The organism is Streptomyces sp. NPDC020192 (assembly GCF_044388685.1).
Taxonomy (GTDB): Bacteria; Actinomycetota; Actinomycetes; order Streptomycetales; family Streptomycetaceae; genus Streptomyces.
Genome location: NZ_JBIRXG010000026.1, coordinates 26,177 through 45,624, shown reverse-complemented (window position 1 = coordinate 45,624; position 19,448 = coordinate 26,177). Strand labels below are relative to the sequence as shown.

At 72.5% G+C, this 19,448-nt stretch carries 20 protein-coding genes and 1 pseudogene; 10 read left to right on the top strand and 11 right to left on the bottom strand.

The features are described from left to right. Positions 1-58 precede the first annotated feature (58 nt). Together ACH47Z_RS36585 and ACH47Z_RS36580 are read left to right on the top strand one after the other, a co-directional pair. A complete protein-coding gene (locus ACH47Z_RS36585) occupies positions 59-1,312 on the top strand; it encodes an arsenic transporter (protein ID WP_399081686.1) in 1,254 nt (417 codons plus the stop codon). 32 nt (positions 1,313-1,344) lie between these two features. Continuing rightward, positions 1,345-1,836, top strand: coding sequence for a universal stress protein (locus tag ACH47Z_RS36580; protein WP_399081580.1), 492 nt, complete (start codon positions 1,345-1,347; stop codon positions 1,834-1,836). A 1-nt stretch (position 1,837) separates the two neighbouring features. Here ACH47Z_RS36580 and ACH47Z_RS36575 read toward each other — a convergent pair whose 3' ends face one another. Both ACH47Z_RS36575 and ACH47Z_RS36570 read right to left on the bottom strand, forming a co-directional pair. After that, positions 1,838-3,895 carry a ricin-type beta-trefoil lectin domain protein gene (locus ACH47Z_RS36575; protein ID WP_399081578.1) on the bottom strand — a complete coding sequence of 686 codons (2,058 nt, stop codon included), beginning with the start codon at positions 3,893-3,895 and terminating at the stop codon, positions 1,838-1,840. Between the two features lie 305 nt (positions 3,896-4,200). Then, positions 4,201-5,076 carry a helix-turn-helix domain-containing protein gene (locus ACH47Z_RS36570; protein WP_399081576.1) on the bottom strand — a complete coding sequence of 292 codons (876 nt, stop codon included), beginning with the start codon at positions 5,074-5,076 and terminating at the stop codon, positions 4,201-4,203. Positions 5,077-5,139: 63 nt separating this feature from the next. Here ACH47Z_RS36570 and ACH47Z_RS36565 point away from each other — a divergent pair, with 63 nt between their 5' ends. Continuing rightward, a complete protein-coding gene (locus ACH47Z_RS36565) occupies positions 5,140-5,949 on the top strand; it encodes a phytanoyl-CoA dioxygenase family protein (RefSeq protein ID WP_399081574.1) in 810 nt (269 codons plus the stop codon). A gap of 5 nt (positions 5,950-5,954) precedes the next feature. On the opposite strand, the gene ACH47Z_RS36560 is transcribed toward ACH47Z_RS36565, so the two are convergent. Beyond that, positions 5,955-6,923, bottom strand: coding sequence for an aldo/keto reductase (locus ACH47Z_RS36560; RefSeq protein ID WP_399081572.1), 969 nt, complete (start codon positions 6,921-6,923; stop codon positions 5,955-5,957). Positions 6,924-7,063: 140 nt separating this feature from the next. Here ACH47Z_RS36560 and ACH47Z_RS36555 point away from each other — a divergent pair, with 140 nt between their 5' ends. Beyond that, entirely contained in the window at positions 7,064-7,936 is an 873-nt protein-coding gene (locus ACH47Z_RS36555) for an endo alpha-1,4 polygalactosaminidase (RefSeq protein ID WP_399081570.1), read from the top strand. A 239-nt stretch (positions 7,937-8,175) separates the two neighbouring features. After that, positions 8,176-9,027 (top strand): hypothetical protein, encoded by an 852-nt coding sequence (locus ACH47Z_RS36550; protein WP_399081568.1) that lies wholly within the window; start codon positions 8,176-8,178, stop codon positions 9,025-9,027. Here the strand turns inward: ACH47Z_RS36550 and ACH47Z_RS36545 are convergent. Beyond that, positions 9,024-9,503 (bottom strand): flavoprotein, encoded by a 480-nt coding sequence (locus ACH47Z_RS36545; RefSeq protein ID WP_399081684.1) that lies wholly within the window; start codon positions 9,501-9,503, stop codon positions 9,024-9,026. The genes ACH47Z_RS36550 and ACH47Z_RS36545 overlap by 4 nt on opposite strands. 19 nt (positions 9,504-9,522) lie before the next feature. After that, positions 9,523-9,981, bottom strand: coding sequence for a nuclear transport factor 2 family protein (locus ACH47Z_RS36540; protein ID WP_399081566.1), 459 nt, complete (start codon positions 9,979-9,981; stop codon positions 9,523-9,525). A gap of 124 nt (positions 9,982-10,105) precedes the next feature. On the opposite strand from ACH47Z_RS36540, the gene ACH47Z_RS36535 reads away from it, so the two are divergent. Further along, positions 10,106-10,696 carry a TetR/AcrR family transcriptional regulator gene (locus tag ACH47Z_RS36535; protein ID WP_399081682.1) on the top strand — a complete coding sequence of 197 codons (591 nt, stop codon included), beginning with the start codon at positions 10,106-10,108 and terminating at the stop codon, positions 10,694-10,696. Here ACH47Z_RS36535 and ACH47Z_RS36530 read toward each other — a convergent pair. The 3 genes and pseudogenes from ACH47Z_RS36530 to ACH47Z_RS36520 form a co-directional block, all read right to left on the bottom strand. Continuing rightward, positions 10,671-10,871, bottom strand: a complete 201-nt coding sequence (locus ACH47Z_RS36530) for a ferredoxin (protein ID WP_399081680.1) — start codon at positions 10,869-10,871, stop codon at positions 10,671-10,673. The two genes, ACH47Z_RS36535 and ACH47Z_RS36530, sit on opposite strands and share 26 nt — an antisense overlap. An 18-nt stretch (positions 10,872-10,889) precedes the next feature. Further along, on the bottom strand, positions 10,890-12,128 hold the full coding sequence (locus ACH47Z_RS36525) for a cytochrome P450 (protein ID WP_399081564.1): 1,239 nt from the start codon (positions 12,126-12,128) through the stop codon (positions 10,890-10,892). Positions 12,129-12,328: 200 nt separating this feature from the next. Then, positions 12,329-12,780 (bottom strand): annotated as a pseudogene (locus tag ACH47Z_RS36520) (nuclear transport factor 2 family protein). Between the two features lie 173 nt (positions 12,781-12,953). Here ACH47Z_RS36520 and ACH47Z_RS36515 point away from each other — a divergent pair. Beyond that, positions 12,954-13,403 carry a nitroreductase family deazaflavin-dependent oxidoreductase gene (locus ACH47Z_RS36515; RefSeq protein ID WP_399081562.1) on the top strand — a complete coding sequence of 150 codons (450 nt, stop codon included), beginning with the start codon at positions 12,954-12,956 and terminating at the stop codon, positions 13,401-13,403. Between the two features lie 190 nt (positions 13,404-13,593). Beyond that, positions 13,594-13,896: a DUF4235 domain-containing protein gene (locus ACH47Z_RS36510; protein WP_399081560.1), complete on the top strand. Its 303-nt coding sequence runs from the start codon at positions 13,594-13,596 to the stop codon at positions 13,894-13,896. 20 nt (positions 13,897-13,916) lie between these two features. On the opposite strand, the gene ACH47Z_RS36505 is transcribed toward ACH47Z_RS36510, so the two are convergent. Together ACH47Z_RS36505 and ACH47Z_RS36500 are read right to left on the bottom strand one after the other, a co-directional pair. Continuing rightward, the gene (locus tag ACH47Z_RS36505) at positions 13,917-14,384 is read right to left on the bottom strand and encodes a pyridoxamine 5'-phosphate oxidase family protein (protein WP_399081558.1); all 468 of its coding nucleotides are present in this window, start codon (positions 14,382-14,384) and stop codon (positions 13,917-13,919) included. A 44-nt stretch (positions 14,385-14,428) separates the two neighbouring features. Further along, on the bottom strand, positions 14,429-15,148 hold the full coding sequence (locus ACH47Z_RS36500; RefSeq protein WP_399081556.1) for a TetR/AcrR family transcriptional regulator: 720 nt from the start codon (positions 15,146-15,148) through the stop codon (positions 14,429-14,431). 123 nt (positions 15,149-15,271) lie between these two features. Here ACH47Z_RS36500 and ACH47Z_RS36495 point away from each other — a divergent pair, with 123 nt between their 5' ends. Both ACH47Z_RS36495 and ACH47Z_RS36490 read left to right on the top strand, forming a co-directional pair. After that, positions 15,272-16,774 carry an APC family permease gene (locus tag ACH47Z_RS36495; protein WP_399081554.1) on the top strand — a complete coding sequence of 501 codons (1,503 nt, stop codon included), beginning with the start codon at positions 15,272-15,274 and terminating at the stop codon, positions 16,772-16,774. Positions 16,775-16,807: 33 nt separating this feature from the next. Further along, the gene (locus tag ACH47Z_RS36490; RefSeq protein WP_399081552.1) at positions 16,808-18,433 is read left to right on the top strand and encodes an amidohydrolase; all 1,626 of its coding nucleotides are present in this window, start codon (positions 16,808-16,810) and stop codon (positions 18,431-18,433) included. A gap of 15 nt (positions 18,434-18,448) precedes the next feature. On the opposite strand, the gene ACH47Z_RS36485 is transcribed toward ACH47Z_RS36490, so the two are convergent. After that, positions 18,449-19,405: a GlxA family transcriptional regulator gene (locus tag ACH47Z_RS36485; protein WP_399081550.1), complete on the bottom strand. Its 957-nt coding sequence runs from the start codon at positions 19,403-19,405 to the stop codon at positions 18,449-18,451. Between the last annotated feature and the right edge of the window lie 43 nt (positions 19,406-19,448).

Genomic DNA, 19,448 nt, shown 5'->3' with positions numbered 1-19,448 from the left:
TCACGATCGTCTGTTTTCATGGGCGGGCACCAAGTGATCCGTTCCGGAAGGACCCGCCCTGCACACCCCTCTCGCCGAAGCGCTTTCGGCCGTGCTGCTCGTCGCCGTGCTCGCCTGGGCCGTCGTACGGCCCTTCGGCTGGCCGGAGGCGGTCATGGCCGTGCCGGCCGCCGGGATCGTGGTCGCCACCGGCGCGATCTCGCTCGACCACGCCCGGGCCGAGGCGGAACGGCTCGGGCCGGTGGTCGGGTTCCTGGCGGCGGTGCTGGTGCTCGCCCACTTCTGCGATGTGGAGGGGCTGTTCCAGGCCTGCGGGGCGTGGATGGCCCGGTGGGCGGCGGGCCGGCCGGTGCGGCTGCTGACAGCGGTCTTCGCGCTGGCGTCCGCCATCACCGCGGTCCTCAGCCTGGACGCCACGATCGTGCTGCTCACCCCGGTGGTCTTCGCCACGGCCGCGCGCACCGGCGTACGGCCCAAACCGCATGTCTACGCCTGTACGCATCTGTCGAACACCGCGTCGCTGCTGCTGCCGGTGTCCAACCTGACGAACCTGCTGGCGTTCGCGGCGAGCGGGCTGAGCTTCACCCGGTTCGCGGCGCTGATGGCCCTGCCGTGGCTGGTGGCGATCGGCGCCGAGTACGGGGTGTTCCGCAGGTTCTTCGCCCGTGATCTCGCGGCGGCAGCCCCGGTGGGCGAGGACACCGGCGAGCCGCCGCGGCTGCCCCTGTTCGCCCTGGTCACCGTCGGCTGCACGCTGGCGGGGTTCGTGGTGGCGTCGGCGTTCGGGGTCGAGCCCGCCTGGGTCGCGGCGGCGGGCGCACTGGTGCTGGCGAGCCGGTCGCTGGTACGCCGCAAGGCGACCGCGCTGACCGTCGTACGGGCCGCCGCCCCCTCCTTCCTCGCGTTCGTGCTGGCGCTGGGCATCGTGGTGCGGGCAGTCGTCGACAACGGGCTCGCGGACGTCCTCGGGCATGTGGTGCCCGGCGGCACGGGGCTGCCCGCACTGCTCGGGATGGCCGCGCTGGCCGCCCTGCTGGCGAACCTGATCAACAACCTGCCCGCGGTGCTGGTCCTGCTGCCGCTGGCCGTGCCGGCCGGGCCGGGGGCGGTGCTGGCGGTGCTGCTCGGCGTGAACATCGGCCCGAACCTGACCTACGCCGGGTCACTGGCGACGCTGCTGTGGCGGCGGATCGTGCACCAGCACGAGCACGCGGTGGATCTCGGGGAGTTCACCCGGCTGGGCCTGATCGCCGTGCCGTCCTCGCTCGCGCTCGCGGTGGTGGCACTGTGGGGCTCGTTGCAGATTCTCTGAAGGGTTGTCCGAGACCTGGGGAGGCCGACCGGATGCGTGTGATCGCCTGGCTCGTCGAGGGCACATGGCCCGCCTGCGTGGACGCGGTGCGCACCCACGCACCGGCGGACTCCGAGGTGGTGCTGTTGCACGTCACCGGGGCCGAGGTGCCGGGGCTCGCGCACGGCGCGTTCGCGGGGCTGCTCGGGCGCGGGCATCCGGAGAGGGATCCGGGCGACCGGCTCGAGGCGCTCGGCGGGCGGTCGGCGGCCGCGCTGCTCGACGCCGCGGCCGAGCGGCTGGGCCGGCCCTGCGTGCGCGAGGAACGGTCGGGCCGGGTCGAGCGGGAGGTGGTGGCCGCCTGCGCGGACGCCGACCTGCTGGTGCTGGCCCGCGACGGGGACCGCTCCCGGCTCGGCCCGCACAGCCTCGGCCCGGCGGTCCGCTTCGCCGTCGACCACGCGCCCTGCCCGGTCCTGCTGGTGTGGCCGGAACCGGCCCCGGGCCTGGGCACGATCCCGCCACCGCCCCCGCACCACCCCTGAGTCAGCGGCCGGGCCACCCACCGCCGTAACCCCCGCCTCCGTAACCCCCGCCCCCGTAGCCGCCGCCACCCCAGCCGCAGTAGTACGGGTACACGGTGCAGGGATCGGGCGTGGCGGAGGGAGTGGGTGTCGGGGCGGTCGGGGTCGGCGTCGCGGGGGGCCTGGACGCCTTGGGGGTGGGCGCCGGAGCCGGGGGGGCCGGGCGCGGGGTGCTGCTCGGCGAAGGGGCGCTCTCGCTGTCCCAGTTGACGTTCTGCATCTGCAGCTCGGGCTTGGCGGTGTCCACGGACCAGCGCTGCTGCGTGCCGGGAGCGCGGGTCTTGGTGACCAGGGCGCCGGAGCCGTCGGTGGCGGCGGGGGTGAGCGCCAGCTCCTGGTTCCAGCGCGGCACGAGGACGCCCTGGAGGGTGAAGTCGTAGCGGATGTCGCGGGCGGCCGCGCCGGTGGCCGAGCAGGGGGCGAGGCGGACCGAGTAGCCGAGGCTGGAGTCCAGACACAGGTCGGGCGCGGCGGAGTTGCGCAGCAGTCCGTCGGTCTCGTACGTCCACTGCTGGCCGGGCGTCGCGCCGCAGGTGACGAGTTCGGTCTCGGCGCCCTGGACGGCCTTGCCGCCGACGACGCCGACGCACAGCCCGGAGGCGAGGTTGCGCAGCCGCCCGTGCAGCGCGCCCTGCCCGGCACCCGCACCCGCCCAGGACGCGCCGGGGCTCGAGGCGCCCTTGCCCGGCGTCCGCGAGGCGGCGCCGTCACCGGCCGGGCTCGGGCCGTCACCGGAGCCCAGTACCGACCACAGCACCAGGGGCAGCACGACCAGCCCGCTGACGGTGCCCACGGCCACGGCGAGGTTACGGCGCCGGGCGCGACGGGCGGCACGGTGGGCCGAACGGCGGGACGGGGAGGGCTCGTTGGAGCGGGCGGGCACCTCGGCGGCGGAGGCTGCGGCGGGGGTGGCGGAGCGGCGCCGGCGTGGAGGCTCGGTGGCGCTCCGGGGGCTCGTGGACTCGGCGGAGCCGCGGCGGCGGTCGGACGGTGCGGGACGCCGGCGGCGCGTGGGCGGGACGGCGCTCTCGTGGCCCACGGACTCGGCGGCATGGTCGTGTCCCGCCGGTTCGGCGGCACGGTCGTAACCGACCGGCTCCTCGGCACGGGCATGTCCGGCCTGCTCGGTGGAACGGGCGTGCTCCGCGGGCTCGGTGGAGGTGAAGGACTCACCGGACCGGGGCGCCACGGACGCGGGGTCCGGGGCCGGTGCGGGCGGCTGCTCGGGGCGGCTCGCGCGAGCCTCCACATAGGCGCGGGCGCCCCAGCCGAGGACCGCCTCGGCGAGCGCGAGACCCAGGCCCGTGTTGAACGCGGCGAGCTGGTCGGAGGTCCTGCGGCAGTGGGTGCAGCCGGACAGGTGCCGGCCCAGGTCCGGGTCCAGGTCGACGCCGCCGCGCCGGAACGTCACGTCGAGCATGCGCAGATAGCGCTGGCACTCGTCCTCGGGCGCGAGTTCGCGGTGGACCTGGAGGCACTCCTCGCGCAGCCGTTCGCGGGCCCGGCGCAGCTCGACGGCGGCGTCCTCCTCGTCCAGGCCGAGCAGGGCCGCGGGTACGGCGAGCGGCTCGGCCTCGACCTCGGTGTGCCACAGCACGGCGCGTGAGGTCTGGGGCACCCGCTGGAAGGCGCGGGACAGCAGCCGCCGGCCGGGCGGGGGCAGCAGCCGGGCGGAGGCGCGCTCACCGGTCTCGGCGGACCGCAGCGCCGGGTGGAGGAGTTCCTGGCGGCCGTCGGTGTCCCACTCGGCCGCGATCCGGCGGACGGTGACCAGCAGGTGGGGCCGCCAGGCGGCGGTCGGGCCGTTCTGCCGGAGCGAGGCGCCGAAGAGCCGGGTGAAGGCGGCGGTGGTGAGCATGCCGGCGGCGCGCGGGCCGGCCGTGCACAAGCGGGCGTAGGCGAAGGCCGCTTCCCAGTGCCGGTCGAGCAGTTCACCAACGGGATGGAGCGCGGGAGTCGCGCCCGTCCACTTCTTCAGTTCGGCGCTCAGTTGCTCGTCCGACAGGCCTGCCTCATTCACGGCCGCATTCCTCCAGACGATTCGGGAATTAGTCCATACCAACGGGTATGGGGAGGTGATGGGGCAGCTCGAACGTCCACCTGAGGCGGCTCTTTTGAAGCGTGGGGGGTGTACGGGGAGCGGCCTGACGCATGCAGCGGGAATGTAATTGTCTGCACGCCGACAGCGCACACTTTTGCACAGTACGGCACAGTGGAACAAGGGATCTCGCGCTTCTCGGCATTCCGAACGGAAGGCCTTCTGTTGACTATTTGTCAAAGACGCTCGGTCACGGCAAACCGATTCCCTCCTTATCCCCTTGTCGCTTACCGCCGTTCACCCGCCCGGTAGGCGCCGGGCGGCACCCCGTAGCGTTCCCGGAAGACCCGGCTGAAGTGATAGGGGCTCGGGAATCCGGAGGCCGCCGCCACTCGCTCCACCGTCAGATCGGTGGCCTCGAGGAGTCTGGCCGCGTGCCGCAGCCGGGCCTCGCGCAACGCCCGCATCGGGGACCGGCCGGTGCGCAGGGTGAAGAGGTGCGCGAAACGGGACGGCGACAGCGCGACGCTCCCGGCGAGCGAGCGGACGGTGTGCGGGGCGCCGGGATCGGCGGCGATCAGCTCCTCGGCGCGGCGCACCCGGGCGTCGTCCTCCGGTACGCCGGCCGGCTCCCGGGCGGCGGAGACGGCGAGCAGGACGACCTCCTCCAGCGCGCAGAGCGCCAACTCCCTCTCCAGACGGCCCTCGGCCACGACGACCGGCTCCGGCCCCCGGGCGTCGGCGAGCATCCGGGCGAAGGCCGCGCCGATCCGGTCGTGCAGGGCGGCGGGGACGGACGGTACGGCGTACAGGCCGTCGGCCACGGCGTACGGGGCGAGCCACGGGGTCCAGGACGGGCGGGCCCGGCAGTGGGTCCACCAGAACCGCCAGCGCCCGGCGTCGGGCGCGACGGTGTAGCGGTGGCCGGTGCCGGGCGCGAGCACCACCAGGTCCCCGGCGCCGGCCTCGCTGCGGGCAGTGCCCTGGCGGAGCAGGCCGCGCCCGCCCGTGGTGAAGGTGAACAGCCAACTGGCCGAACCCCGGGGCCGGTTGACGCCGTAGCCCGGACCCTGGTCGTAGCGGCCGGTCACCACCAGTCCGGGCGGCGGGGACGGATCGCCGACGGCAGCAGTCACGGGCAGTCCCTCAGCACGCACGGGCATCCTCCCAGCGGGTACGTCCGCCTAGCGTGACGGACACAGGCGAACCAGACTCAGGAGGGACCCATGACAGCCACGGACAACAGCGCCATCCTGCCCGGGACACTGCGGCAGCGGTTCGAGGAGGACGGATTCACCGTCGTGCGCGGCCTGTTCGACCGGACCGAGACCGAGCGGCTCTGTGCCGTCTTCGCCGCGCTGCACGCGGCGGGTCCGGTGCCGGGGCACTTCGCGCCGCTTCCGGCGGACCCCGATCCGCTGCGCCGGTATCCCCGGGTGATGCAGCCGCACGAATTCAGCGACCCGGCACGGGAGTTCCTGCTGGACGCCCGGCTGCGGACCGTCCTGGAGGTGCTGTTCGGCGAGGAGGTGCTGGCCGCGCAGAGCATGTTCTACTTCAAACCGCCGGGCGCGCGCGGGCAGGCCCTGCACCAGGACAACTTCTATCTGCGGGTCGAGCCGGGCACGTGCATCGCGGCCTGGGTGGCCTGCGAGCCGATCGACCGGGACAACGGCGGCCTCGAAGTCGTCCCGGGCACGCACCGGATGGACCTGTTCTGTCCCGAACTCGCCGACGAGGGACAGTCGTTCGCCCGCGAGTACGTCCCGCCGCCGCCCGGACTCGTGCCGGTGCCCGTGGATCTGGCACCGGGCGACGTGCTGTTCTTCAACGGCAGCCTGGTGCACGGCTCCGGACCCAACCGCTCCGCCGACCGGTTCCGGCGCTCGTTCATCGGGCATTACGTGGGGCGGTCGGCCGAGCGGATCGGGGAGTACTACCGGACGCTGGCGATGAGCGGGGAGCGGGTGCCGCTGGCGGTGAGCGAGGGAGCGGGGCCGTGCGGCACGGAGTTCGTACCGCACGGGCCGCACTGACACGTTCAGTGACCGCTGATCGCCCGCGGCGTGTACGGCTGCTCCAGCTCCTCGAGTTCCTTCTCCGTCAGCTCCAGCTCCACCGCGGCCACCGCGTCCTCGATGTGCTGGGACTTGGCGGCACCCACGATCGGGGCGGCCACCGTGTCCTGGTGGAGCAGCCAGGCGAGGGCCACCTGGGCGCGGGGTACGCCGCGGGCCTCCGCGACCCGGGTGACGGCCTCGACGATCGAGCGGTCGCTCTCCAGGTACAGCCGGCCGCCGAAGTTGTCGTTGGCGCTGCGCTCGGTGACCTTGCCCCAGTCGCGGGTGAGCCGGCCGCGCGCGAGCGGGCTCCACGGCAGCGCGCTGACGCCCTGGTCCGCGCAGAGCGGCAGCATCTCCCGCTCCTCCTCGCGGTAGAGCAGGTTGTAGTGGTTCTGCATGGACACGAACGTCGTCCAGCCGTGCCTCTCGGCCGTGTACTGCGCCTTGGAGAACTCCCACGCGTACATCGAACTCGCCCCGATGTAGCGGACCTTGCCCGCCTTGACCAGGTCGTGCAGCGCCTCCATCGTCTCCTCGACCGGGGTGGCGTGGTCGTAGCGGTGGATCTGGTAGAGGTCGACGTAGTCGGTGCCGAGGCGGCGCAGGCTGTGGTCGATCTCGGTCATGACGGCCTTGCGGGACAGCCCGGCCGCGTTGGGGCCCGGCCGCATCCGGCCGTTGACCTTCGTGGCCAGCACGATCTCGTCGCGGTTGGCGAAGTCGCGCAGGGCCTTGCCGACGATCTCCTCGCTGGTGCCGTCGGAGTAGACGTTGGCGGTGTCGAAGAAGTTGACGCCCGCCTCCAGCGCCTGCCGGATCAGCGGGCGGGACGCCTCCTCGTCGAGGGTCCACTCGTGGACGCCGCGGTCGGGCAGGCCGTAGGTCATGCAGCCCAGACAGATCCGCGACACGTCCAGGCCCGTGGAACCGAGCTTCACGTACTGCATCGTTGCTGCTCCCGCCGTCGGAAACGATGGTCGTCACCGAGCGTACGACGGGACCGGGCGCCGACTTGACTATGAGAACGTGCGGGCGATGTGATCCTGACATGTGCCTCGCCGCCCGGCGTGGGCGGGATGGAGCGGACTTGCCCCCCAAGGGTGTTCTCCGCGCCGCGGGTTCCCGGAGGACCGCAGGCGCCCTGGCAGTGGCCCTCGCCGTCGCCGTGTCGGCCCTGGCCGGCTGTAGCGCCGGCGGCTCCGGCGACACCCCCGACAAGGACGTGAGCAGCCCGCCGAAGCCGGCCGGCGCGGTACGACTGCCGCCACCTCACGCCGGGTTCGACTACCAGATCGGCGGCGCCTATCCCCCGCCCAAGGGGGTACGGATCGTCAGCCGCGACCGCTCCGCCTCCCCCGCGCCCGGCCTGTACAACATCTGCTACGTCAACGCCTTCCAGGCCCAGCCCGAGGAGCGCTCCTCCTGGCCTGCCGACCTGCTGCTGCGCGACACGCACGGCCAGGTCGTCATCGACGAGGACTGGAACGAACCACTGCTCGACATCGGCACCCCGGCCAAGCGCACCCGGGTGGCCGAGCGGGTGAACCAGTGGATCGACGGGTGCGCGAAGAAGGGTTACGACGCCGTCGAGCCGGACAACTACGACAGCTACACCCGCTCCCACCACCTGCTCACCGCGTCCGACGCCACCGCCTTCATGTCCCTGCTGTCCCGGCACGCGCACGCCCGGCGTCTGGCCGTCGGGCAGAAGAACACCGCCGAACTGGCCGGTCAGCGGGGGCAGGCCGGGCTGGACTTCGCGGTGACGGAGGAGTGCGGGCAGTACGACGAGTGCGAGGTGTACGCGAAGGCGTTCGACGACCGGGTCGTGGACATCGAGTACACCGACAGCGGCCTGCACAAGGCGCTCGACCGCTGGGGTGAGCGGATCAGCATCGTGCGGCGGGACCGGGATGTGTCCACGCCGGGCAGCTCTGAATACGTCCGAAAGACGAGGTAGCGCTGCTCCGTCCGGGGTGCCACGAAATGCCGTCGCGCGTCTGCTGCGGCATCGTGGTTTCTCGGGCCCACGCGGCGGAGCCGCACATCGATACGGCCCCGCGCCCCTGACGGGGCGCTGTCGTTGCTGCCGTCAGGTGACGATCCGGCGCGGGACCCGCAGATGGTCGTACGGTCGGCTCATCCTCGGCGGCAGACGACCGGCGTTCGGTCGGTCATGGCCGTCTTGGAGGAAACTCTGTGCCGACACGTTCCAGCACGCTCAGAACCCTGGCCGGGGCAGCGCTGCTGCCGCTGGCCCTCGTCACCCCCGCCTGGGGACAGTCCGCGGCCGCGGCGGCGCCCGAGGCGCCGGGCACGTTGTGTGCCGCCGCGGGCACCCTGCACGGCTCGCACGGTGAGCAGGCCCAGGTCAGCCTGTGCGCGGACACCGGCTCCCCGAGGCTGAACATCACGGCGCCGGCCCTCTGTCAGGGCGCCGACACCAAGGTCACGTACGCCTGCCGCACCGAGGGCACCTGGGAGGTGCGTCGCGCCGGCAAGTCGCTGGGCACCGGGTCGCTGCCCGGCTCGCGGCTGTACGCGGGCCCGGGTGCGTACGACATCTCCGCCACCGTGCGGGTGAAGTCGGCGCCGGCAGGGGTGGATCTGAAGGGCACGGTGCGGGCCACCCTGTCGCTGACCGCGCCGGTGGCGAAGGCCACGCACATCGTCTCCGTGGACAAGTCGGTGCTGCGCCGCAACGCCACGACGACGGTGACGTACACGATCCGCCGGGACAGTGACCAGGGCGACGGCAACGCGCGGCTGGGGATGATCGGCGAGGAGGGCACCGGTATGCGGATCCGCAGCGCGGACCGCCGGTGCGTGAACCCGCTGGTGGGCCGTTACCCGTCGAAGACCCGGCTGGCGCACTCGCTGGACTGCACCGTGACCGAGCTGCAGCCCGGCCACCCGGAGAAGATCAAGGTCCAGGTCACCGTCGGGGCGAAGTGCTCCACGGTGGTCTCGAAGCTCGGCTACTGGGTGCCGCAGGGGCAGAGCATGTACACCGGGGCCATGCTGGAGGGTCCGAAGCTGACCTGCCGTTAGAGCGGCCCCAGCAGGTCCAGGGCCCGCTCCCACGCGAAGTCCGGCCCGCTGCCGTCCGGCCGGACTTCGCCGTTGTACGGCTCACCGAAGCGGACGCCCATCCCGCGCAGCCGGGCCAGGCTTTCCCGGTAGGCCGGGTGGGCGGCCAGAGCGTCGGCCACACAGGGCAGGACGGCGACGGGTATGCCCAGGCCGGCCGCCTCGCTCACGGTGCCCAGGGCGAGCGTGTCGGCGATCCCGGCCGCCCACTTGTTGACGGTGTTGAAGGTGGCGGGTGCCACCGCGACGGCGTCCGGCGGCGGGAACGGACGCGGGTCGGCGGGGGTGCGCCAGGCCGACCGCACGGGACGGCCCGTCTGCGCCGCCACCGCCTCTGTGTCGACGAAGCCGCTCGCGGCGACCGGTGTCGCGATGACCCCGACCTCCCAGTTCCGCGCTTGCGCGGCGGTGATCAGCCGGCCGACGCCGGAGGCGATGCCGGCCTACTGAAGCGGGCTACTCGAGCGGGAAGGACGCCCCCCGCTCGGTCTCGGGGCGGGGGCCGAAGATCCGGCGCTGCTTCTCCTCGATGGGCACGTCGTTGATGCTGGCCTCCCGCCGGGTCATCAGGCCGTGCTCGTCGAACTCCCACAGCTCGTTGCCGTACGAGCGCCACCACTGGCCGTCGGCGTCGTGGGACTCGTACTGGAAGCGGACCGCGATGCGGTTGCCGTCGAAGGCCCACAGGTCCTTGCGCAGGGCGTACTCCAGCTCGCGCTGCCACTTGGCGGTGAGGAGCGCGACGATCTCGGTGCGTCCGGTGACGAAGGTGTCGCGGTTGCGCCAGACGGAGTCCTCGGAGTAGGCGAGCGCCACCTTGTGCGGGTCACGGGTGTTCCAGGCGTCCTCCGCCGCCTGGACCTTCTGCAAGGCGGTCTCACGGGTGAACGGCGGCAGGGGCGGGCGGTCGGTCATGGTCTCCTCCTGGGCTCGGACGACACGGGAGAACGAGCGTTCTCCGGATGACTGCTACCATAGGAGAACGCTCGTTCTCTCGTCAACACACGCGCCAAGGAGTCAAGGAGTGCCGATGCCGCCGATGGACATCGCGGTCGCCCGGGACAAGGCGCTCGACGCCGCCGAGGAGCTGTTCTACGCCCGTGGCATCCAGTCCGTGGGCATGGACGAACTCCGCGGCGCCTCGGGACTCTCGCTCAAGCGGCTCTACCAGCTGTTCCCCGCCAAGGAGCAGCTCGTCGCGGACTATCTGGCCCGGCGGGACGAGCGCTGGCGCCGGCGCCTCGCCGAGCACGTCGCACGGGAGCGGGACCCGCGCGAGCGGATCCCGGCCGTGTTCGACTGGCTGGAGGAGTGGTTCGCCGAGGACGGCTTCCGCGGGTGCGCCTGGATCAACGCGTACGGCGAACTGGGCGCCACCTCCGCCCTGGTGAGGGAGCGGGTGCGCGCCCACAAGGAGGCGTTCCGGAACTGTCTCGGATCGCTCGTGGACGGCGCCGGACTGCCCGCCGCGCTGACCGGCCCCCTGTTCCTGCTGGCCGAGGGAGCCATGGTCACGGCGGGGATCACCGGCGGCACACGGCCGGCGGCCGAGGCCCGCGAGGCGGCGCGGGCACTGGTGGCGGCCGCCGGACCCGCGGGCGGGGTCAGCCGGCCGTCTCCTTCACCGTGATCGCGCCGACCGGGCAGGCACGGGCCGCCTCCTTGACCATCGGGTCGTCCGTGCCGTCCTCGTGGCCGGGGAGCAGGCTGCTGAAGCCGTCGTCGTCCTGGGTGAAGACCTTCGGGGCGGAGAGCGCGCACTGCCCCGCGCCGATGCAGAGGTCCGTGTCGATGTCGATCCTGATGTGCATGAGCTGAGCCTCTTACCAGGTCACGGGGAGTTCCAGCATCCCCTGGATCGTGTCGCCGCGTTTGAAGGGGATCTCCTCGGCCGGAACGGCGAGGCGCAGGCCGGGAAGCCGGGACAGCAGGCTGCCGAGGGCGATCTCCAGCTCCGCGCGGGCCAGGTTCTGGCCCAGGCACTGGTGGATGCCGAAGCCGAACGCCACGTGGTGGCGAGCGGAGCGGTGGAAGTCCAGCGTGTCGGCGTCCACATACTGCCCCGGGTCGCGGTTGATGACCGAGGTCGAGAAGACCACGCCCTCTCCCGCCCGGATCGTGGCACCGGCGATCTCGATGTCCTCCAGCGCCACCCGCAGCAGCCCCTCCGCGATGGAGAGCATCCGCATCAGCTCCTCCACGGCGGCGGGCAGCAGGGCCGGGTCGGCACGCAGCTCGGCCAGCCGGTCGGGGTGCTGGAGCAGGGTGAAGGTGCCCAGGGAGATCATGTTGGCGGTGGTCTCGTGGCCCGCGACCAGTAGGATCAGTGCCAGCGACACGACTTCGGCACGGTCCAGGGCGCCGTCGCGCAGCTGATGGCGGACGAGGTCGTCGAGGATGCCGTCGCCGGGCTCGGCCGCCTTGGCCTTCTCGTCGATCAGCCCGCCGAGGTACTCCTCCAGGCGCTCACGGGCGGCCACGCTGTCGGCCGCCGTCGGGCCGCGCAGCAGGGTGCGGGACTGTTCCTCGAAGAACTCGTGGTCGGCGTACGGCACGCCGAGCAGACCGCAGATCACCGTCGACGGCACGGGCAGCGCGAACGCGGAGACCAGTTCGGCCGGCGGTCCCTGGGCGGTCATCCGGTCCAGCAGCTCGTCCACGACCCGCTGGATCCAGGGCCGCAGCTCGGTGGCGCGCCGGACGGTGAACTCCGGGATCATCATCCGCCGCTGCTGGTTGTGTTCGGGGTCGTCCAGCCCGAGCAGGGCCACCCGGCGGTCCCGCACGCCCTGGAAGCGCTCGGTGGGCACGGGGAAGTCGGGGTGGCGGCGGTCGGAGGACAGCCGGGGGTCGGAGAGCAGGGCCCGGGCGGCGGCGTGTCCGGTGACCGCCCAGACCTCGCGGCCGTCGTAGAGGGTGACGCGGGACAGGGCTCGCCCGTCGCGCAGTGGCTCGTATCCGGTGGGCGGGTGGTAGGGACAGGTGCGGTCCTGCGGGAAGGCGACGGGCTCGGCCGTGGTCGTTGGGACGGCCGGGTCCGTCAGGTCCGTCAGTTCCGTCATGGAAAGACCTCGCAGACGAAGAGATGCGTGGTACCGATCTTCATTAGATGCCCGAGGCACCTATGGGTCCACGTCATGTTCGGCCACTTCGGTGATCCGCCCGATCTGGCCGAAGAAGGGGGTGCGAGGGAAGGGATACCGGCCTGATCCCGCGGCCCGGGGCCGTGCGCCGACCGCCGGAAGTCCGCCCGGTCGGCCGGTCATGACTCCAGCGTACGGCTTTCCTCCGGCGCGAACGCGCGGGACACGGCGAGGCTGTCCTCGTACACGTGGTGCCGTACGACCAGCCGTACCGGACGGTGAGGCGCAGGGCGAACCGGGCCTCGTACGCGCGGCCGGTGGATGCCGCCGTCTGCCGGATGACACCCAGGACCACGGCGTCCTCGGCGTCGACGAGGATCCGCTCGACGCTGGTGCCCGCCTTCTCCGGGACGTGGTGGGCGGCCAGTTCCCGGAAGTGCTCGGCGGCGTCGGCACGGGTGGAGCGGTGCCGGATCCACGGGGTGTCGGCGCGGCCGTGCTCCTCCTCGGGCCAGTCCAGCCGCCAGTCGCAGCCGTCCGCGTACAGTTCGGCGATCTTCTGCGGGTCGCCGGCGCCGATCCGGTGGAGCAGTTCCCGGACGACGGTGCGGGTCGTGGGGGTGGCGGACATGGGTGTTCTCCTCCCTGGGTGGTACGACTGTGCCGCCGGTTGGTGGTGGCGCGCGATTACCTGTGAGGTAAGGGCCGTTCGGGGTAGGGATCCGCGGTGCGGATGATCCGTGCGGCCACCGGTGTTGGAGTCGGTGGCAGACAGCCGTTGGACCGATGAAGGGGATGGATCCGATGCCTCTCGAGGGTGAGTACGAGCCCAGCCCGACGCAGTGGGTGCGTGAGCAGGTGGAGCTGTACGAGAGCTCCGGCGGGAAGGAGGGGACGACGCTGCTGGACACCGGGCTGCCGGTGATCGTCCTGACGACCCGGGGCGCCAGGAGCGGGAAGATCCGCAAGACGCCGCTGATGCGGGTGGAGCACGACGGGACGTACGCGGTGGTCGCCTCGCAGGGCGGTGCGCCCAAGCACCCGGTCTGGTACTTCAACCTCACCTCCGATCCGCGTGCGGAACTGCAGGACGGGCCGGTCAAGCAGGACATGCGGGCCCGTGAGGTCACCGGCGAGGAGAAGGCCGTGTGGTGGGAGCGGGCCGTGGCCGCGTACCCGCCGTACGCCGACTACCAGAAGAAGACCTCGCGGGAGATCCCGGTCTTCGTGCTGGAGCCCTTCGACGAGAGCTGACGCGCACCGGGAACCGGCCTGTTTTCAGATAAATCTAGGCCGGGGAGGTGTGAACCCGCTCCCGGGCGGGCAGTCGTCGAACAGGCCCCGCCGCGTTCCCCCGTCGCGGCGGGGCCCCTTTGTGCCCGAACGGGTGGCCCCCGAAGGGCGGCCCGCTAGGAGGGGGGGTCGGGCGAGGAAGGAGTCATCCATGGCCAAGAAAAGGAAGAAGCTCCCCTTCGTCTACCAGCCGATCGGTTTCGCACTCAGCTGGGTGAGCGGCGCGCTGGCCGGTCTCGCCTTCCAGCAGGCCTGGAAGGCGCTCCGGCACGAGGACGACGCGCCCGACGCCCTGGACCCGGACCGCGACTGGGGTGAGATCCTGGTGGCCGCGGCGGTCCAGGGGGCGATCTTCGCCGTGGTGCGCAGTGCGGTGGATCGTGCGGGGGCGAAGGCGATTGCTCGGTCCACGGGGGTTTGGCCTGTGGCCGACAAGGAGGGGAGCCGGGGCTGAGCCGGCGACCCCGCGCCCTCTTACGAGGCGCTTGCCAGCCACTCCCCCTCTCTCATCAGCTCCCGTCCCCTCAGCTCGTTCTCCTCGCGCCAGGCCTGGACGCGCTGCGGAAGTACCTTGAAGTACAGGTAGCGCGTGGTGAGTTGGCGGGGGTCGAAGCCCGTCTTGCCCGCGAAGACCTCGGCGTCCTCCTCGGGAAGGTCCTCCGGGGTGACCGCCTGGACGGTGCCCTCGATGAGGACGACGTCCCGGGTCGGGCCGAGGCCGAGGCGGGCCCGGCGCGTCGCCACGAGGTTGCGGCCGGTGGGGCTGTCGGCCGGGGTGGCGATCAGCAGGGTGGCGCCGTCCCACACGTAGGACAGCGGCACGAGATAGGGAGCGGCGCCGTCCGGGCCGGCGGTGGCGACCCAGACGTCGACGTCGTTCTCCAGCCGGTGGAGGGTGTCCTTCTTGCGCTCCGCAGTCGTACGGGCGGGCGGTGGGGTCATGGGGTACGGCCTCCTCGGGATATGCGTCCCGTCAAGTGTGACCGTCAGTCCGCCCCTTCCGCACGGAATCGATCAAGGCGTGTCCGCGCCGCTGTCAGGAGCAGGTCGAGGGCGGCCGGGTAGGAGCTGGCGCGCATCGTGGCCACCAGGTGGCGGGACGTGGCCGCGATGTGCGGGTGCGTGGCGCCGGGAAGGCGGCCGTAGGTGTCGCGCCACACCTCCGCCTCGGCCTCGCGGGCCGCCCGGGGCAGGGCGGTGCCCGCGGAGTCCAGGGCGCCGAAGGCGAGGGCCTGGTCGACGAAGGCGTGGTAGAGCCACGCCGCCTCCGGGTCCGGGAACCCGGCCCCCCGCAGCACGCCGAGGATGCTCTCCACGGCCTGGATCTCGTGCGCCCGGCCGGTGACGCGGTGAGCGCTGAGCACCGCCGCGCGGGGGTGCGCGAGGGCGCCGGCGTGCATGCGCAGGCCCAGGTCGCGCAGGTCGGCCTGCCAGTCGCCGGTGGGCCGCCAGGTGCGCATGGTGTGGCCGATCAGCTCGTCGGCGATGGCCAGCATCAGATCGTCGGTGTGCCGGAAGTACCGGTACAGGGAGCTGGGATCGGCGCCGAGGGCCCGGCCGAGGCGGCGCACGGACAGGGCGTCGGCGCCGTGTTCCTCGATCAGCCGCAGGGCGGTGGCGACGATCAGCTCCTCGGACAGGACGACGCCCTGTTTGGTGGGGCGCCGGCGCTGCCGGCCGGCGGCCGGTACGACGCGTTCGCTCATGGGGCCTCCCTCGGATGTGCCCGGCACCTTATGACAACACTGTTGACCTGTGAAGTGCACGGGCGGTTTCATCTCCGGTCACCGGGGCCGACCAGGCCCCCCGGTGGGAGCGGAGAGCCGGCGATGAACCAGACCCCCTTCGGTATGGATCCCCCCGCGCAGCCCGAGCTGCGCAAGTCCCTGAGCGTGCTGGACGGTGTCGCCGTCGCCGCGTCCAGTACGGCCGCGACCACGAGCATCGGCATCGGCCTCGGCGTGACGGCCGGGGTCGTCGGGCTGCATCTGCCGGCGATCATGCTGCTGGCGTTCCTGCCCGTCCTCGGTATCGCCGGGGCCTACTCCCGGCTCAACCGGGTGGAGCCGAACGCGGGCAACGGCTATGTGTGGGTGGGCCGTTCGCTCAGCCCCTGGCTCGGCTTCATGGTCGGCTGGGTCAACTGCGTGGCGAGCGTGGCCTTCCTCGCCTACACCACCGCGGTCACCGGATCAGCGCTGCTCCAGCTGGCCGGAGAGGCGGGAGTGCACCGGATCGGCTCGCTCGCGCTCGACCCGGGCTCCACGGCGCAGACAACGACCATCGGCATCGTGGTGCTGGTCGCGGTCACCCTGACCGCCGTGACCGGGGTCCGTACGGCGGCCCGGCTGCAGACCGGGCTGCTGCTCTTCGAGTACGCCGTGCTGCTGGGCTTCTGCGGATACGGCATCGTCAGGGGCCCGCACCCGTTCCGGCTCTCCTGGTTCGACCCCTTCGCCATCCCCTCGGCGTCCGCCCTGGCGCAGGGAATGCTGCTGTCGGTGTTCTGCTACTGGGGCTTCGAGGCCGCGTTCACCGTCAACGAGGAGGTACGCGACCCGCGCGACGCCTCGCGGGCCGGGACCATCACCCTGGTGACCATGCTCGGGCTGTTCCTGCTGGGTTCGATCGCCTTCCAACGGGTGCTGTCCGAGAGGGAGTTGGCCGGACACGGCGCCGAGGGACTGGCATTCTTCGGAGACCGGCTGGCCCAGCAGCCGCTGGCCGCACTGCCGCTGGTGGCGCTGATGTTCTCCGCCGTCGCCTCGCTTCAGGCGGGGGTCATCCCGACGGCCCGCGGGATGTTCGCGATGAGCCGGGACCGTACGCTCGGGCCGGTGTGGTCCAAGGTCAGCTCCCGGTACGGGACTCCGGCGGCCGGGACGCTGCTGATCGGGGCGCTGTCCGTCGCGGTGGCGCTGCTCGCGCTGGTGATCCCGCGGGTCGCCGACATGATCAACGCGACGGTGAACGCGGTCGGGATCGTCGTCTCGCTGTCGTACGCGCTGACCGCGCTCGCCGCCACCGTGCGCTTCCGTGCCGCGCTGCGGGAGGGCTGGCGTCAGGGTGTGCGGGCGGTGGTGCTGCCCGCGCTGAGCGCGGCCGCGCTGCTGGGGCTCGGCGGGTATCTCGGCTGGTCCTTCTACCACTCCGCCGACCATCTCGAACTCCGCGCGGACAACGGCTGGTTCCTGCTTCTCATGCCGGTGACGATGATCGTGTCCGGGTTCGTCGTGGCCGCGTGGGCGAAGTGGGTGCGCAGGTCGCCGTACTTCCGCACCGGCCAGGGCACCGACGCCGACTCCCGGCAGCTGCTCTCCTCCGCCAACTGACCTGTCAGGAAAGCTCGTTTCAGGAAAGGCATCATGCACGCTGATCTCCTCTTCACCGGCGGTCCCGTCCTCACCCCCGAGGGCCGTACGGCAACCGCCGTGGCCGTCACCGGTGACCGGATCACCGCAGTCGGGCACGCCGAGGTACGTGAACTCGCCGGGCCCCGCACCGAGGTGGTGGACCTCGCCGGGCGGCTGCTGCTGCCCGGCTTCCAGGACGCGCACGTCCATCCGGTGCCGGCCGGGCTGGAGTTGTCCCAGTGCGATCTGACCGGCGCGAGGACGGCCGAGGAGTCCGTGGCCGCCGTACGCGCCTATGCGGACGCCCATCCCGAGCGGCCGTGGATCCTCGGCGGCGGCTGGTCGATGGAGGCGTTCGCGGGCGGTACGCCGACCAGGCAGCTACTGGACGCGGTCGTACCGGACCGGCCGGTGTACCTGCCCAACCGGGACCATCACGGCGCCTGGGTGAACAGCCGGGCGCTCCAGCTGGCGGGCATCGGCCGGGACACGCCCGACCCGGCCGACGGGCGGATCGAGCGGGACGCCTCCGGCGAGCCGAGCGGCACCCTGCAGGAGGGCGCGATGCAGCTGGTCGGGAGGCTGACCCCGCCCGCGACGGCGGCCGACCGGCTGGCCGCGCTGCTGCACGCCCAGCGGCATCTTCACGCGCTCGGCATCACCGCCTGGCAGGACGCGCTGGTCGGGGACTTCCTCGGCATGGACGACCCGGCGGAGGCGTATCGTACGGCCGCCCGGGAGGGGACGCTCACCGCGCGGGTGGTGGGCGCGCTGTGGTGGGACCGGGAGCGCGGTGCCGAGCAGATACCCGAACTCGCCGAAAAGCGGCGGGAGTTCAGTCAGGGCCGGTTCCGGGCGGGCACGGTGAAGCTGATGCTGGACGGGGTCGCCGAAAACGGTACGGCCGCGCTGCTCGACCCCTATCTGGACAACTGCGGCTGCGCCACCGCCAACCGGGGCAAGAGCTTCATCGATCCGGGCCAACTACCGAAGTACGTCACCGAGTTGGACGCGCTCGGCTTCCAGTGCCACTTCCACGCCCTCGGCGACCGGGCCGTACGCGCCGCGCTGGACGCGATCGAGGCGGCGCGCGCCGCGAACGGGCCGGGCGACACCCGGCCGCATCTCGCGCACCTCCAGGTCGTGCACCCGGACGATGTACCGCGCTTCGCGCGGCTCGGCGCGACCGCCAACATCCAGCCGCTGTGGGCCGCGCACGAACCGCAGATGGACGAGCTGACGATCCCCTTCCTCGGGGCCGAACGGGCCGCCTGGCAGTACCCGTTCGGGGCGCTGCTGCGGTCCGGGGCGCGGCTCGCGGCGGGCAGTGACTGGCCGGTGAGCAGCCCCGATCCGCTCCAGGGCATCCATGTCGCGGTCAACCGGGTCGAACCGGGCGGCGCCGCACCGGTGTTCCTGCCCGGGGAGCGGCTCGGCCTCGCCGACGCGCTGACGGCGTACACGGCCGGTTCGGCGTACGTGAACCATCTGGACGACACCGGCCGGGTGGCCGTCGGGGCGCTGGCCGACCTGGTGGTGCTGGACCGGGATCCGTTCGCCGGGCCGCCGGAGACGATCGCGGAGACGGCCGTGGCGCTCACCTATGTGGGCGGGGAGCGGGTGTACTCGGCCGGGTGAACCCGAGGCGGCGGCTCAGCGGGCCTGCTGGAACGTCCTGCGGTAGGCCTGCGGGGACACCCCGATCGCCGCGTGCAGGTGCTGGCGCAGCGAGGCACCGGTGGCGAAGCCGACCTCGGCGGCGATCCGGTCCACCGGCATGTCGCTGGACTCCAGCAGATGCCGGGCGCGGGCGACGCGCTGCTGGATCAGCCAGCGACCGGGGCTGAGGCCGACCTCGTCGTTGAAGCGGCGGGCGAAGGTGCGCAGGCTCATCCGGGCGTGCCCGGCGAGGTCGGTCAGGGTGAGCGGCTCGCCGAGGCGCTGCATGGCCCACAGGCGGGTCCCGGCCGTGCTCGCCGCGCCGCTCTCCGGGACCGGCTGCTCGATGTACTGGGCCTGGCCGCCGTCCCGGAACGGCGGCACGACACAGCGGCGGGCGACGGAGTTGGCCAGCTCGCTGCCATGGTCGGTGCGGACGATGTGCAGACAGACGTCGACTCCGGAGGCGGCGCCGGCCGAGGTGAGCACTCGGCCGTCGGCGACGAAGAGGACGTCCGGGTCGAGGTCGACCCGCGGGAAGCGGCGGCGGAACGTCTCGGCGACCTGCCAGTGCGTGGTCGCCCGGCGGCCGTCGAGCAGACCGGCCTCGGCGAGGACGAAGGCGGCCGTGCAGATCGACACGATCCGGGCGTCCGGGCGGATGCGGGCGAGGGCCGCGGCGACCTCGTCGGGCAGCTCGGCGGGGATGTACGCGGGCGCCATCGAGACGATCACCACCGTGTCCGCCGTGTCCAGGATCTCCGGGCCGTGCTCGACACCGATCGTGAAGTCGGCGTTGCTGCGCACCGGCCTGCCGTCGACCGTGCAGGTCAGCACCTCGTAGTGGCCGTCGGCGGCGCCGAAGATCCGGCTGGGAATGCCCAGTTCGAAGGGGTAGACGCCGTCCAGGGCGAGGACGACCACCCGTTCCTGCCCGTGCTTGCCGCTCATGGCACGATCCTATCGGAGTATGACCATCCTGCCATTTCCTCGG